The following is a 14312-nucleotide window of genomic DNA, read 5'->3' on the forward strand; positions in this document are numbered from 1 at the left end:
GTTGTCACCTCATTTCGTTGCTAAAATTGTTGCGAGTTTGGCGACCAGTGCCGCCGCAATCCGGGTTTTACTGGTCTTGGGCGTCTGATCACTGACCCCGTCTGCTTGAATGAACGTGACCTGGTTATCGTCGCTGTTAAAGCCGATGTCCGCCCGAGAAACGTCGTTGGCAGCTAGGAGATCTAACGACTTACTTTCGAGCTTGTGCTGGGCGTTAGCAAGTAAATTCTGTGTTTCCGCAGCAAAGCCCACCGTCACCTGATCCGCACGCTTAATTTTCGCGACTTCAGCCAGAATGTCCGGCGTTTTTTTCAATTTTAAAATTAATTCATCGTTATCTTTGGTTTTCTTGATCTTCTGATCGGCAGTCGTCAGTGGCTGGAAATCCGCCACGGCTGCGGCCATCACGAGCGCATCCACCTTAGGAAAACGTGTTAAGACAGCGTTCGCCAAGTCCGTCGTACTTTGGATGGGCACGACAGTCACGTCAGCGGGTGGTGTCAGCCGCGTTGGGGCAGTAATCAGCGTGACGTTGGCTCCCGCTTGTTGGGCGGCCGCCGCTACGGCGTACCCCATCTTACCGGACGAGTCGTTGGTTAAGAAACGCACGGGGTCGAGACGTTCACGCGTCCCTCCGGCCGTGACGATGACCGACTTTCCCTGCAACGTTTGCGGTGTGAAGAGGGCCAACTGACTGATCTGACGGACAATTTCGGCGGGCTCCGGGAAGCGTCCCGTTCCAGAATACCCTTCGGCCAAGGCGCCGGTGGCCGGCTTTAACACGATCACGCCATCAGCAATGAGTTGTTGCCGGTTGCGTTGGGTCGCGGCGGCCTGCCACATGTGGTTATTCATGGCTGGCACCACAATCTTGGGTGCACTGGTCGCAAGCCAGGTCGCACTTGCTACGTCATCGGCTAGGCCGTTAGCAAACTGGGCCATTAGGTTCGCGGATGCCGGCGCTGCAATGGCGAGGTCGGTCCAATCGGCCAACTCGACGTGCGCAATTTGACCGTCGTCGCGCCACCAGGTGGCATCGGTCAGCACTGGTTGCTTGGTCAGGGCTGCAAAGGTCGCAGGCGTCACAAACTTTGCGGCGGCCTGGGTCAAAACGATTCGTACGGTTGCCCCGGCACGTTGAAGCGCGCGGGCAAGTGTCGCGGCCTTATAAGCTGCGACACTCCCACTGATGGTTAACGTCACATGTTTCCCTTCAAACATACTTTCCCTCCGTTCGCATTTTACCAATGGTTTAAAAAAAGCCAGATTACCCAACGGCAACCTGGTCTTTTCTGAAATGCCCGTGTTAGGCGTTCAAATCCTTTTCGTCCGGATCGATCATTAAAGCACCGGCCGCAATTTCTTCGAGGGCCCGGCCAATCGTCTTAGGCGACTTGTAGTCGGTCAACAGTGGCTTAGCGCCGGCATCGAGTTCGTGTGCCCGCTTGCTAGCCAACATAATCAAAGAATACCGTGAATCCACTTGTGCCAATAAATCATCAACTGAGGGATAAAGTAGCATTATTTATTCGTCTCCAATCATTTGTTCGTAATCCGGCATGACCCGGGTTACCCGTAACCGTTCACTGCGAATAATCATTTGAATCCGATCAACTGCCTTGTTGACTTCGTCGTTTACCACGGCGTAGTCGTAGTTGCGCATCATTTGAATTTCACCAACGGCCTTCTTGATTCGTTTGTTAATGACGTCCATGGCGTCAGTTCCCCGACCAATCAACCGGTGCTTCAATTCCATCAAGTCAGGCGGCGTCAAGAAAACAAAGACGGCATCGGGACAATTTGCCCGAACCTGCATGGCACCGTTGACTTCGATCTCCAAGAAAACATCCTTGCCTTGATCCAAGGTCTCATTAACATATTTTAACGGGGTGCCATAGTAGTTGTCAACATACTTGGCGTATTCCAGCATCTGTCCGGTCCGAATATTCTCCTCAAACTCCTCTTTGGAGACGAAGTAATAGTCGACACCGTTGACTTCACCCTCACGCGGTTTCCGCGTTGTCATCGAAATGGAGTAAGAAAAGTCGGTCGCGCCGGTCTCAAACAATGCCTTACGCACCGTTCCCTTACCAACACCGGATGGACCTGAAAGCACAATGAGCATTCCACGTTTAGCCATCGTTTAAAAATCCCTTCAATAAAAATTTAATTATGACACCGTCACCACTGGCCACCGTGTCGTTTAAAGTCAATCATCTTTGACTTCAGCTATAATCTATAGGTTACTATATTACCACTATTTAGGAAGAAATACTCCCCTTAGCACCGAAAACGTTGAAAAAGTTCCGGTTCAGCGCTTAAAACAGCTGTTCGGGGTGTCATCAACCATTTCCACACTAAAGTCTAACCCGTTATCACTAATATTCAGAACAGAAAAAGTCATGTCAGGATCACAAGCCACTGATATCACTGGTTTAGCGACTCGTTAACCACCTGAAAGATTAAGATAATCGCAAATTGCGAGAAAAAAGGCTTGCAATATCAAACACGCGTTCGTATAATGAAAATACAAACAAACGTTCGAGGTGATCAGCATGCAAAACTTAATTACTAATGGCACGACTGCCCTGTCTGATCGGGTAGCAACCGCGTACAAAGAACTCTTCAGTGACTTGCCAGTGATTAATGGCCAAGTCGTTTATCCGCAGATGCCCGCCTTCCAATTAAACTACTTTATTCAGCAAGCACTCGACCGACACTACTTAGTCCGACTCCAATTTAAAGCCGCTACGGATGTGGCCCCTGCCACGGTCATCGGCCATCTGAAAGAAGACGCCGCTGGTCACCTCATCCTCAAGCAAAGTCGGGCCTTAACAACCATCGTTACCCCCGGTCTCTTGCGTTCGGTTCAACGTGCCCAGTAAAAATTTAAAATCACAAAGTCCCTCTGGAACAGCTCAGGTTTACGATAAGCTCTCCACTGGGACTTTTTTCTACTCCGAAATGAATCGCTCTAGTATAGAAGAACTGACCTCACCCAGATTACCTGAATGAGGTCAGTTTTGTACAATTACTTATTACTTGGCGTGAGTTCTCCGCCACTGTGAAGCAGCGAGACTCAATCCCAGGATTAAGAAGCCAACCAACATGGCTAACAAGCTACGTTGCCCGTTAGTCCGTGGCAGATAGCTGTTGCCATTGGTGTGATGCTTAGAGGTCTTAGAAACCGTGTTAGCCGTTGTGCCGGCTGCGGTTCCACCGTTACGTGGCGTGGTAGAACTAGAGTTGCTGGACACCACGTTAGCTACTGTCGTGCGCTTGGCTTTAGTGGACGACGTACTCGTGGAACCGGTGTTGGAGCTGCTGGAATCACTGGTACTATCAGAACTATCGGAAGAATCGGAATCGCTGGTGCTGTTTGAGTCATTGGAACTGTCTGAACTACTTAAACTGCTCGAATCGCTTGAACTGTCTGAGTTGCTTGAACTGCTTGAGTTGCTTGAACTATCTGAGCTACTTGAATTGCTTGAGTTGCTTGAACTATCTGAGCTACTTGAATTACTTGAGTTGCTCGAACTATCTGAGCTATTTGAACTACTTGAGTCACTCGAACTATCTGAGCTACTTGAACTACTTGAGTTGCTCGAACTGTCTGAGCCACTTGAACTGCTTGAGTCACTCGAATTGTCTGAGCTACTTGAACTGCTTGAGCTATTTGTTTTAGGTGTATCCGTTTGTTTCACTGTTTGCACAGTCGTGTCCGTATTTGTGATGGTCACCTTAGCAGGGTCCTTATTTATATCGTATCCATCAGGAGGAACCGTTTCTTCAAAGTAATAAGTCCCAGGCGCTAGCTGACTGACCGTAACCTGACCATTGGCATCTGTAACTAAATTATCTTTTACAACTGAACTTTCATCAGGACCGGTAGCCGTTCCCTTGACTAATCGATACGTGGCCCCCTTGAGAAGATTACCGGAGGGATCTCTCTTAATTAATGTAACCGCGTTTGGACTATCACTCTGTGTTAACATATTGACCTTATCCCCATCGGTAGCAGAAACGGTAAACTGCTGAGGCGTAACTGCCGTACTTGCCGGACTATCAGTTTTGTTCAAGAGGTAGCCATCTGGCGCAGCCGTTTCAATCAACCGATACGTACCAGTTTCAAGGGTTGTATCCTTCAAATTACCATCAGCACCGGTCACTAATCCTGTCTGGTAGTTCTCCCAGTCCCCAGTATCGGACAACTTTTGTAGGTCATACGTTGCACCTGCCAACCCTTTTGTAGGATCGCCAAAGGCCGTCTTCGTTAATTCAAACGAGCCTGTATACCAGCCATCAATATCGGCCGCCGCACCCCAGCTATAATTCTTCATGACACTTTCGTTAGCTGGAACGCCATCTGCCGCTCCAGGATCTGTTGCGGTATCTCCACCTCCAGATGTACTGCTCAACCCAACTGAATTACTGAAGTTACCCCACTTGTAATTGTCAAAGTACTGAGCATCGATTTTTGCATAGTAAAGAATATCCACTTTATGCGTTACATTTTTTAATTTTATGACGACAGTTGAACCAGAAGCAGTCGTTTCAACATCATCTGATGGAAGTTCAACATCATCAACTTTTGCTGTCAAATTAAAGCGATCATCCGCATCGTCAGCATTCTGATAAAAAGTCATGTGAGGACCAATTTGGTCCGTTAGCGTCACATCACCTAAATTCTTGCTATCCGGATTGACAACGATTTGCCACACAATATATTGCGGATTTTCATTTTTATCCAACGCGTAAGTATCTATCGGCCATCCATTTTTTCTTATCAATGAGGCACTCGTACCACCAGTTCCTGAACCACCAGCTTCAGTCCCATGAACATGAATGTTAATTGTCCCTTTTCGTCCTGTATTAGTGTTTTCTAGAACATTGTTAAAAGTAATAATCATCTGTTGTTTATTCGTTGGATCAAGTGCCATCGTACCCACGGCGTCACTACTTCCAGAAAGCTTGACGTCAATGGGCTTGGTCATAAAATTATCATAAACTGCAGTTTTGGGTAATTGAACCTTAACATAGTCTCCGCTGTGAATAACTATTCCATCCTTGATTCCCCAGTTATAAGTCAACATATAGTCTTGACTACTGAGTAAATCCGTGTCAGGCAAGACTGGATTAGTCACACCACTTTCCATAATTTTGGCCGGTGCCGAGACACTTCCACTCACGTCTTCAGTCAAATCGGCAGCGTTTGCTCTTAATTGGCCACCACCCACTAAAAATAGTAGCCCAACTAACAAACTAAATCCTAAAATTCCAATCCTTTTCCACATGAACCGCACCTCTACACCGTTTTCGTTTAGTAAATCAATTATATATCAATCTTCAATCTAATTTAAGGGGTAATTTGTAATAGCATTAAACTAAGTTGCACACAATAATAAAAGCCGTTATCAATCACCTGATAACGGCCTTTATTATACACTTACTAGTTTTTAGTTTTGTGATGAGAATCCTTGACCTCATCGGCTAGTTTCAACAATTCATGTGCGTGTTCCAACGCAAGCTTCGTGACTTGAGTTCCTGCCGACATCCGAGCCAATTCATCCACTCGGCTAGATTCGTCTAAACGTGTTAGGGAAGTTTCGGTGCGGTCTGCGACGACCTGCTTGGCAATGAAGTAGTGGTGATCCGCCATCGCGGCAACTTGTGGTAAGTGCGTGATGCAGAGCACTTGCGACGCCTGAGCAATCCCACTGATTTTTTCAGCGATGGCCTGAGCCACCCGACCACTGACACCGGTATCGACTTCATCAAAAATAATTGACGTAATGCCCTGCGACTCAGAGAAGATGGTCTTCAATGCCAGCATGATCCGGGACAGTTCCCCACCGGACGCAATCTTGGCTAATGGTCGCATGGCTTCACCCGGGTTGGTCCGCAGGTAGAATTCCACGTGATCTAACCCCGTACTCATCAGTGACTGCGTCTTAGAACGGGTGAAATGCACGGCAAAGACGGTCTTATCCATATACAAATCGGCCAATTCACCGTGAATGGCTTTTTCTAAGCGCTTAGCTGCCTCCTGCCGAGCCTTGCTCAGCTTCTCCGCCAACTTCAACAGCACAGACTCTTGACTAGCAACCCGGTCTTCCAGGTCATCCGCCGTCTCATCGGTTGACTGCATCTGCTTGAGCTCGGCAGCAATCTTGTCGTAGTAGCTGAGTACTTGTTCTTCGGAGTCGCCGTACTTGCGCTTCAACTGATTGATGACGTCCAGACGCCGTTCGATTTCATCCAAACGACCCTCGTCCCATTCCAACAAGTCCAGCTGCGAGGAAACATCCCCCACGGCATCGCTCAACGCGTAGTAGGCCGTCTCCAGACTCGATGCAATCTGCTTAAATGCCGGATCAAAGTCAGCAATGGCCTGCATCGACTGCATGGCGCTCCCAATCTGGTCATTCGCGCCGGCACTGGTCTCCTCACCGGTTAAAATAACCTGTGTCTGTTGAAGAGCGTCATTGATTTTTTGGAAATTATCTAACCGATCACGTTCTGCCACCAGCTCATTTTCTTCGCCAGCCTGCAACTGAGCCGTTTCAATCTCGTTGACCTGAAATTTTAACATGTCGAGGTGTTGGGCCCATTCTTTCTCGTTGGCCCGCCGACTCTCCAATGTCGCCTTGAGTTGCGTGTACGCTGCGTACTTCTGCGTGTAATCCTCACGTAACTTGGCTACCTTGTTTCCAGCGAACTCATCGAGCATCCCCAAGTGTTTGTCCGGCTGCATTAACTCCTGGTGCTCATTCTGACCGTGGATATCGACCGCCGTTTCACCAATTCTCTTCAGAGTATTGGTATTAACTAACATACCATTTACGCGACAGGTGTTGCGCCCATTGGCGTGAATCTCCCGTTGGAGAATGACGCTACCGTCATCATGATCGATACCCAGTTCATCCAACACCCGGTAGGTCGTCCCGCCGGTTGGAAAAACAAAGCTCCCCTGAATAATGGCCTTATCGGTACCCGTCCGCACAAAATTGGCCGAGCCTCGACCGCCAGCCAGTAAACCTACGGCATCAATAATAATCGACTTCCCGGCACCTGTTTCCCCGGTCAAGACCGTCATGCCATTTTTAAAGGCCACATCCAGTTGATCAATAATGGCAAAATTTTTAATCGACAGCTCCTGTAACACGTTCTGGCCTCCCAAATTTAAAGCAAATATATTCGTTCTCGTTAATTTTATACGTGATTTTTGAATATTAAATGACTGTATATTTTCAGTCTACAGACTCTATTTTATAACTTTCTCAGCCAGAACACGACCCAGCCAGCAAAAGTTCAGGAATCAGTCAACTACTCACCTAGACTAAAACGACCACAGCTGCTTCGTCAGCACTGTGCTGGTCGGTCAGTCGTGGTCGGTTTCTTAGTCCGCAATCATGCGGTCAATCGTCTCTTCTAATTGTAGTGCGCCCTTATGGGAAACACAAACGGTCAGCACGGAACTATCGTCACCGACCGTGCCAAACACGAACTCATAGCGCATCTGATCCAGCAGTGAAGCAATCACCGGACCGTTACCTGGCAACACCTTCAGGATGGTAAACTCACCCTGCACGGCGAAGGAGACGTAGGCGTTTTGCAAAGTCCGTTGCAACTTCTTCTGCGTATCAATTTTCTTTTGGACCGGAAGGCTGTAACGATACCCACCCGATTCGGCAGGCAGCTTAACCAGCTGCATCTCCTTAATATCCCGTGAAATCGTCGCTTGCGTGACATGAATGCCATCGGCTTCCAGGAGATGGACGAAATCCTCCTGCCGTTCGATTTCTCGTGAGGTTAATAAGCGTTTGAGTAATTGCTGGCGTTCTTGCTTCTTCATACCTGGCCCCCCTTTTTCTCTGATAAAAAATGCATAATCTTATCATATACCAGACCTAAGTATTTGGAAAGCAAATTCTCATAATTTTCTCATAAACTAGTGATTCAGGCCCTCATAGGCAGCATCAATCGTCCGTTCAACGGAAACCGCACTTGCACAGACTGCATTTTTATCAACCGAGCGTAAATGCACCAGAAATTCAATGTTGCCTTCGCCACCCTTGATTGGAGAGAAATCCAACCCCAGGACGCTGTAGCCAGTCGCTACCGCAAAGTCAATAATTCGTTGCACCACGGCAGTATGAACGGCGCGGTCGCGGACAATGCCGTGACTGCCGACATCCGCTCTGTCCGCCTCGAATTGTGGCTTGATCAGCGCAACCACATCGCCACCAACGGCAATAATGCTTTTCAACGGTGGCAAAATCATCTTTAACGAGATAAAGGACACGTCGATTGAGCTGAACGTGGGCTGGCCGCTGGTAAAGTCGGCTAACTTACTGTAGCGGAAGTTGGTATGCTCCATGACGATGACCCGGGGGTCCTGACGCAACTTCCAAACGAGCTGGTTACTGCCGACATCCAAAGCATAGCTGAGCTTGGCACCGTTCTGCAGCATCACATCAGTAAAGCCCCCGGTTGATGACCCAATATCTAAGACGACCCGGTCAGTCACATCGATCTTGAAGACATCGAGTGCCTTGGCAAGCTTAAAACCGCCCCGTGAGACGTAGGGTAACGGATGGCCCTTCAAATGAAGCTCCGTATCCGCCGGAATCATCGAGCCCGGCTTGTCCAGTCGTTCCTCATTGGTTCCCAGGATTTCACCCGCCATAACGGCACGCTTCGCCTCGTCTAACGACGTAAACAAGCCCTGTTCAACTAATAAATCCGCAACGCGTTTCTTCTTCATGCCTTCACCCGTTTCGTATCAAAGTAACTGAAAAATGACGCCAAGAGGTCACGCCCCTCACCGGCGGGCAAGGCGGCTAACGCCTGCCGACCGGTCTGAATTGTGTCGATCAACGCCTGGTTGGCTCCTGCTAAGCCCAGCTTACCCGGATAGGTATTCTTGGCTTCACCAGCGTCCTTTTGTGTGGCCTTGCCCAGCTCGGCAGCCGTACCAACCACGTCGAGAATGTCATCGTAGATCTGAAAAGCCAGCCCAAAGGCATCGGCAAATTGCAGGTACGGTGTCCACTGCGCTTGTGGCGCTTGACCAATAATCAATCCAGCCTGCACCGCATAGTGGAGTAAGGCCCCGGTCTTCTCACGATGGAGCACACGCAACTTAGCCAGCGGCAAATCTACGTGTTCGGACTGCACATCTTTGGCCTGACCCGCAACCATGCCACCAGGCCCAGCTGCAACGGCCAGAGTTTGCACCAACTGGGCCTGCGTCATCGCCGGAAGATCCGTTGCCGTCAGCCATTGAAAGGCGAGCGTCAAGAGACCATCCCCAGCTAACGTCGCCATCCCCGCGCCAAATTTGACGTGATTGGTGGGTTTCCCGCGACGGAGATCATCATTATCCATTGCAGGCAAGTCATCGTGAATCAGAGAGTAGGTGTGCAACAGCTCCAGCGCCATGACTGGCCGCCAATCACGCTCCTCATCAAACGGAACATTCAGAGCTTGTAATGTAGCGACCGTCAACAATGGCCGCAATCGTTTGCCACCAGCCATGACGGAATAAGCCATAGCTTCGGCCAACCGCGGGTCACCACTATCCTGATCGATGGCCGCTTGTAACGGTGCATTTAGCCGTGGCACCCAAGTCGTTTCAAATTGTTTTAGCCGCGTATCAATCGGCATCACCTGTGCCCCCTTGTGGCGTCTCGAAAGCTTGTTCTTGATCGTTATCATCCATCATCGTAGCTAAGGTCTTCTCGGCCCCTTGCAGGGTACTCTGCAGGTCCTTACTTAACGCTACACCCTTCTGAAATTGCGAGAGTGCCTGTTCCAAGGGAATGTCTCCCTGTTCCAGCTGAGCAACGATATTTTCTAAAGTCGTTAAATTTTCTTCAAAGGTTGGTTTTTGTTCTTCACTCATGTTAATCCTCCGATGTTGGTTGAATGTCAGTAATATCCGCAGTTGCGGTGCCATCGCTCAAGTGAATCGTAGCGGGTCCGGTCTTCAAATCAGCCGTCTGCCGCACCACGTGATCATCTTGCGTCACGTAACTATAGCCCCGACCCATGATCTTCAGTGGACTCAAGTAGTCCAGCCCGTTGATCAGCTTACCCACACGTTCTTGACGATCGGCCAGATAACGCTTGGCTTCAGTGTTGAGCCGGTCGGCCAGCTGCGTCACCGTCGTCTGGTCACGCTGAACCCGGGCTAACGGATTGTGGCTTTGCAAACTCTGCTGGGCCAATTGGTAGCGTTGCTGCGTCTGTTGCAATTGTGTCCGCATATTGCGCGTCAATCCCTGCTGCGCATGGTCCAGCCGTTGAACGTAGGTCTCATACAAACGCTGCGGTTGCCGGAAAACGTAGGCCGCCATCAGTTTATTGAGCCGTTCCTGCTGAAAATTGATCCGATTGGTCATGGCATTATACAGACGCGTTCGCTGTTGCTGTAACTTAACCACTTCATCGGTCAGTACGGGAACGGCCAACTCGGCCGCTGCGGTTGGCGTTGCCGCACGCACGTCAGCAACCAGGTCGGCAATTGTCGTATCCGTTTCGTGACCGACAGATGAGATCACCGGAATCTGACTTGCCGCAATGGCCCGCGCTACCGTTTCCTCGTTGAATGGCCACAGATCTTCGATGGACCCACCACCACGTCCAACGATCAGGGTGTCGTAAGTCCCAGCCGCATTAACGCGTTCGAGCTGTCGCACCAAATCTGGTGCCGCACCATCCCCCTGAACCACTGCGGGGTACAGCACAATCTGCGCAATCGGATAACGCCGCCGCGTGGTGGTAATGATGTCGCGAATGACTGCCCCACTAGGACTCGTGATGACCGCAATCCGTTTGGGAAAACGCGGTAACGGCCGCTTAGGTGCTGAGAATAGCCCTTCATCGGCTAACTTTTTCTTCAATTGTTCGTAGGCCTGATAGAGTTGACCAATACCATCGGGCTCCATCCGTTCTACGTAGATCTGGTACTGACCAGTGGGTTCGTACAGGGAGATCCGTCCGGTGACCAGGACCTTCATCCCGGTTTCCGGCGTAAACTTCAGCTTCTCAAACGCCGAGCGAAACATGATAGCACTGATTTTAGCGTGGTCATCCTTCAAACTAAAATACTGATGAGCGTGTGGTCGCAGGCGAAAGTTTGAAATTTCCCCCGTCAGGTAGACCTTACCCAGATAGGGGTCCACCTCAAATTTGCGTTTTAAATACTGGGTTAGCGCCGTAACTGTTAAGTAATCAGTTGCTGCCAAGTTGCTCACTCCACTCACATAAGTCTACCGTCTGCTGCATCAACGTGGCAATCGTCATCGGGCCCACGCCACCCGGAACCGGCGTAATTGCGCCAGCCCGGTCTACGGCGGCATCAAAATCAACGTCGCCGGTCAGCTTACCATTTTCATCGCGGTCCATCCCCACATCAATGACGATGGCCCCGCGCTTAATATCATTGCCTTTAATCAAGTGGGTCACACCGGTCGCCACGACTAGAACGTCGGCAGTCCGGGTAATCTCTTCCAAATGTTTTGTATGCACATGCGCCACGGTTACCGTCATGTCGGCATTCAGTAACATTGCCGCCATCGGTCGCCCCACGATCATACTGCGACCAACGACCACGGCCTGCTTCCCGCGGAGGTGTTCATTCAGGCTAGCCAACATCGTCATGATGCCGCGCGGCGTACACGAGACCGGATAATGCCCCGGCAAGTTGGCAAAAAGCCGCCCCACATTCAACGGGTGAAAGCCATCCACATCCTTCTTAGGATCGATGGCAGCCACGACTGCCTGCTCGTCCAACCCCACCGGAAGTGGCGACTGGACCAAGATGCCGTGGATACTGTCATCGTGGTTATATTCGTTCACAATAGCGAGGAGTTCGGCCTGACTGATGGTTGCGGGAAGTTCCCGTACCACGGACTTAATACCCAGTTTGACGGCCTTACGATGCTTGTTCCGCACGTAAATGGCGCTGGCCGGGTCATCGCCCACGATAATAACGGCGAGACCGGGAACGGCCCCCTGTTCTTTCAGTGCGGCGACCCGTTGCTGGGTCTGCGCATTGAGGTCCTTTGCGATCTGTTTCCCGTCGATAATGATTGCCATGCGACTTGTCCTCCCCTAAAATTCAAAGTTACTTTCCATTTTAGCATACCTTATCTGAAAACGGGGGTGGTATCCGTTCCCACAAAAAAATCTATATATTTGGGACGTTTGACGGGCACTTTGACCCGGCCAAACAACCTCAATCATCGGGAAATTAGGGCTACTGTCCAAAGCTGCTGTGCTTCTCCTAAAGCTTTATAATTCTTATTACTCATGCCACCAGATTACCCACTTGCTATTCGCTACCTTCTTTTCAATGACATCAGCCATATTCGTTGCCATCAACTAACCATGTCGTCAAAATTCATATCACAACCACAGCAATAACTAAGATACCGACTGCCCTACTGGCAACGCCGCTTTTGGCTTGCAGACCCGCCACCACTGACAGCAGCGACAAATCATAGCCGTAGGAGGCCAGGGGTGGAGCCGGCCGTGACGGCGGTGTTACGCCGGGCGCTCGGTTCTTCCCGGGGTTACAGCGCGGGACGAGCTTTAAGCCATGCCCGAACCTGGCATGGCTTAAAGTCGAGGTGCGAGACCGCTCCACAGGCTCGCACCGGTCCCCACAGCAGGCGGAACCCCTGGCAGCTGCAGGCGGCCACCTCCACTTTTCTCTACAGTCATACCCCGCAAGTCTGCAAACAAAAAGCCGGCCACCCAAAAGGGCAGTCGGTCTCTTAGTTTAAGCTTGTGAATCAGCGGAATCGCCGTCCAAAGTATGGGCAAGCACCCCGTTGATGAAGCGACGAGAGCGGTCATCACTGAAGTTCTTGGCTAATTCCAAGGCTTCGTTAACGGCAACTCGGTTCGGCACTTCTTCCACGTGCGCAATTTCAAAGAAAGCGATACGCATAATGACCAAGTCGGTCTTTGCGATCCGCTTTAATTGCCAACCGGTGCTCAAGTACTGGTCGATTTGGGCATCCAACGCGGGTTGGTTCGCCAAAACGCCTTGTACCAAAGTGGTCAGGTAGGCGGGCACGGGAACGGTTTGGTTCGGGTCATCGGTCAGAACACGTTGGTACAACGCGTCTTGATCAGCTTCGGGATTGGCGTTCAATGCAAAGAGCATTTGAAATGCGCGTTCCCGAATTTGATGTCGTGTAAGTGTCACTATTGGTCACTGTCTCCTTCATCGCTCTGGTTGAACAGGTTATCTGGATCGACCTGTTGCGCCGTCTTTTCGGGAATGACGCCTTCCACGTGAACGTTTACTTCACGTAAATCGAGGTCCGTCATGAACAACAATTGTTGCTTCACGCTATCTTGAATGGCCAAGGCAACCTTGGGAACCGCTACCCCGTAATTCAAGTAAACGTACACATCAACTGCTAGTTCGTCGCCATCAAACACGAGCTTAACGCCCTTACCGTGTTGTTCTTTGCGACCCAAAAGCTCCGTGACGCTGTTTGCCAGTGAACCACGCATCCGCGCAACGCCTTCAGTTTGGCTAGCCGCAATGCCGACGATGATTTCGAGGACTTGTGGCGCCACTTCGATCTTACCCAGTGCGGGTTCCTTTGATTCTAAAATGATATTAGTATCTTCTGCCATTCGTTGACCCTCCCTTACTGTTTAAACGTATGAAAACTTAGGCACGAGAAATGTAGGTACCATCCGTCGTGTTGATGGAGAGCTTGTCGCCTTCGTTAACGAAGAATGGCACTTGAACGACTAAGCCAGTGTTCATGGTAGCAGGCTTGGAACCACCAGAAGCGGTGTTCCCCTTAATACCAGGTTCAGTAGCCGTAACTTCCAAAACAACGGTGTTTGGTACTTCGATACCGAGAACTTCGTTACCAAATTGTACCAAGTCAACGTTCATGTTTTCTTGCAAGTAAGGCAATTGTGCCTTGATTTGGTCGTCAGGCACTTCGATTTGTTCGAAGTTGTCCGTATCCATGAAGACCCGGTTGTCAGCGTCTTCGTAAAGATATTGCATTGAACGCGTTTGGATGTCAGCGCGTTCCATCTTAGCACCGGCACGGAAAGTCTTTTCTTGCACAGCACCCGTCCGTAAGTTCTTTAGCTTTGAACGAACAAAAGCGCCACCCTTACCTGGCTTTACGTGTTGGAATTCAACGATCCGCCAGATTGCGTGATCGACTTCGATAGTTAAACCATTTTTAAAATCAGCAGTAGAAATTGCCATAATGTTGTCAGCCTCCTAAAATATGTCCTCTTTATAATATCAATTTTTACCC

General features: G+C 49.9%; 15 protein-coding genes. 1 reads left to right on the plus strand and 14 read right to left on the minus strand.

Going from position 1 to position 14312, the window contains the following annotated elements:
- Positions 1-9 precede the first annotated feature (9 nt).
- The 3 genes from coaBC to gmk form a co-directional block, all read right to left on the minus strand.
- The gene (coaBC, locus tag ACEPSU_RS07500) at positions 10-1221 is read right to left on the minus strand and encodes a bifunctional phosphopantothenoylcysteine decarboxylase/phosphopantothenate--cysteine ligase CoaBC (RefSeq protein ID WP_395320925.1); all 1212 of its coding nucleotides are present in this window, start codon (positions 1219-1221) and stop codon (positions 10-12) included.
- Positions 1222-1306: 85 nt separating this feature from the next.
- The gene (gene rpoZ / locus ACEPSU_RS07505; RefSeq protein ID WP_020089007.1) at positions 1307-1522 is read right to left on the minus strand and encodes a DNA-directed RNA polymerase subunit omega; all 216 of its coding nucleotides are present in this window, start codon (positions 1520-1522) and stop codon (positions 1307-1309) included.
- A 3-nt stretch (positions 1523-1525) separates the two neighbouring features.
- Positions 1526-2140, minus strand: a complete 615-nt coding sequence (gmk, locus tag ACEPSU_RS07510) for a guanylate kinase (RefSeq protein WP_020089008.1) — start codon at positions 2138-2140, stop codon at positions 1526-1528.
- A 415-nt stretch (positions 2141-2555) separates the two neighbouring features.
- On the opposite strand from gmk, the gene ACEPSU_RS07515 reads away from it, so the two are divergent.
- Complete coding sequence (locus ACEPSU_RS07515) at positions 2556-2885, plus strand: hypothetical protein (protein ID WP_395320930.1); 330 nt, start codon at positions 2556-2558, stop codon at positions 2883-2885.
- Positions 2886-3038: 153 nt separating this feature from the next.
- On the opposite strand, the gene ACEPSU_RS07520 is transcribed toward ACEPSU_RS07515, so the two are convergent.
- From ACEPSU_RS07520 to efp, 11 genes are all read right to left on the minus strand, one after another.
- A complete protein-coding gene (locus tag ACEPSU_RS07520; RefSeq protein ID WP_395323326.1) occupies positions 3039-5294 on the minus strand; it encodes a collagen binding domain-containing protein in 2256 nt (751 codons plus the stop codon).
- Between the two features lie 155 nt (positions 5295-5449).
- Positions 5450-7165 carry a DNA repair protein RecN gene (gene recN, locus ACEPSU_RS07525; protein WP_395320932.1) on the minus strand — a complete coding sequence of 572 codons (1716 nt, stop codon included), beginning with the start codon at positions 7163-7165 and terminating at the stop codon, positions 5450-5452.
- A 234-nt stretch (positions 7166-7399) separates the two neighbouring features.
- A complete protein-coding gene (locus tag ACEPSU_RS07530) occupies positions 7400-7855 on the minus strand; it encodes an arginine repressor (RefSeq protein WP_020089012.1) in 456 nt (151 codons plus the stop codon).
- Positions 7856-7951: 96 nt separating this feature from the next.
- Positions 7952-8767 carry a TlyA family RNA methyltransferase gene (locus tag ACEPSU_RS07535; RefSeq protein ID WP_395320934.1) on the minus strand — a complete coding sequence of 272 codons (816 nt, stop codon included), beginning with the start codon at positions 8765-8767 and terminating at the stop codon, positions 7952-7954.
- Positions 8764-9669 carry a polyprenyl synthetase family protein gene (locus ACEPSU_RS07540; protein ID WP_395320936.1) on the minus strand — a complete coding sequence of 302 codons (906 nt, stop codon included), beginning with the start codon at positions 9667-9669 and terminating at the stop codon, positions 8764-8766. Before ACEPSU_RS07540 ends, ACEPSU_RS07535 begins: the two co-directional genes overlap by 4 nt.
- Complete coding sequence (locus ACEPSU_RS07545; RefSeq protein WP_020089015.1) at positions 9659-9907, minus strand: exodeoxyribonuclease VII small subunit; 249 nt, start codon at positions 9905-9907, stop codon at positions 9659-9661. The genes ACEPSU_RS07540 and ACEPSU_RS07545 overlap by 11 nt, the downstream gene beginning before the upstream one ends.
- 1 nt (position 9908) lies before the next feature.
- Positions 9909-11252 carry an exodeoxyribonuclease VII large subunit gene (xseA, locus tag ACEPSU_RS07550; RefSeq protein WP_395320938.1) on the minus strand — a complete coding sequence of 448 codons (1344 nt, stop codon included), beginning with the start codon at positions 11250-11252 and terminating at the stop codon, positions 9909-9911.
- Positions 11239-12105 (minus strand): bifunctional methylenetetrahydrofolate dehydrogenase/methenyltetrahydrofolate cyclohydrolase FolD, encoded by an 867-nt coding sequence (gene folD / locus ACEPSU_RS07555; protein ID WP_395320940.1) that lies wholly within the window; start codon positions 12103-12105, stop codon positions 11239-11241. Before folD ends, xseA begins: the two co-directional genes overlap by 14 nt.
- A gap of 685 nt (positions 12106-12790) precedes the next feature.
- A complete protein-coding gene (gene nusB / locus ACEPSU_RS07560; protein WP_395320942.1) occupies positions 12791-13222 on the minus strand; it encodes a transcription antitermination factor NusB in 432 nt (143 codons plus the stop codon).
- Positions 13222-13662 carry an Asp23/Gls24 family envelope stress response protein gene (locus tag ACEPSU_RS07565; protein WP_020089019.1) on the minus strand — a complete coding sequence of 147 codons (441 nt, stop codon included), beginning with the start codon at positions 13660-13662 and terminating at the stop codon, positions 13222-13224. Before ACEPSU_RS07565 ends, nusB begins: the two co-directional genes overlap by 1 nt.
- Positions 13663-13699: 37 nt before the next feature.
- Positions 13700-14260, minus strand: a complete 561-nt coding sequence (gene efp / locus ACEPSU_RS07570) for an elongation factor P (protein WP_125701674.1) — start codon at positions 14258-14260, stop codon at positions 13700-13702.
- Between the last annotated feature and the right edge of the window lie 52 nt (positions 14261-14312).

The organism is Levilactobacillus parabrevis (genome assembly GCF_044051715.1).
GTDB lineage: Bacteria > Bacillota > Bacilli > Lactobacillales > Lactobacillaceae > Levilactobacillus > Levilactobacillus parabrevis.

Bases quoted from the DNA above. Each gene is read 5' to 3' on its own strand.
- coaBC (WP_395320925.1), bottom strand. From the start codon at position 1,221: ATGTTTGAAGGGAAACATGTGACGTTAACCATCAGTGGGAGTGTCGCA.
- rpoZ (WP_020089007.1), bottom strand. From the start codon at position 1,522: ATGCTACTTTATCCCTCAGTTGATGATTTATTGGCACAAGTGGATTCA.
- gmk (WP_020089008.1), bottom strand. From the start codon at position 2,140: ATGGCTAAACGTGGAATGCTCATTGTGCTTTCAGGTCCATCCGGTGTT.
- ACEPSU_RS07515 (WP_395320930.1), top strand. From the start codon at position 2,556: ATGCAAAACTTAATTACTAATGGCACGACTGCCCTGTCTGATCGGGTA.
- ACEPSU_RS07520 (WP_395323326.1), bottom strand. From the start codon at position 5,294: ATGTGGAAAAGGATTGGAATTTTAGGATTTAGTTTGTTAGTTGGGCTA.
- ACEPSU_RS07530 (WP_020089012.1), bottom strand. From the start codon at position 7,855: ATGAAGAAGCAAGAACGCCAGCAATTACTCAAACGCTTATTAACCTCA.
- ACEPSU_RS07535 (WP_395320934.1), bottom strand. From the start codon at position 8,767: ATGAAGAAGAAACGCGTTGCGGATTTATTAGTTGAACAGGGCTTGTTT.
- ACEPSU_RS07540 (WP_395320936.1), bottom strand. From the start codon at position 9,669: ATGCCGATTGATACGCGGCTAAAACAATTTGAAACGACTTGGGTGCCA.
- ACEPSU_RS07545 (WP_020089015.1), bottom strand. From the start codon at position 9,907: ATGAGTGAAGAACAAAAACCAACCTTTGAAGAAAATTTAACGACTTTA.
- folD (WP_395320940.1), bottom strand. From the start codon at position 12,105: ATGGCAATCATTATCGACGGGAAACAGATCGCAAAGGACCTCAATGCG.
- ACEPSU_RS07565 (WP_020089019.1), bottom strand. From the start codon at position 13,662: ATGGCAGAAGATACTAATATCATTTTAGAATCAAAGGAACCCGCACTG.
- efp (WP_125701674.1), bottom strand. From the start codon at position 14,260: ATGGCAATTTCTACTGCTGATTTTAAAAATGGTTTAACTATCGAAGTC.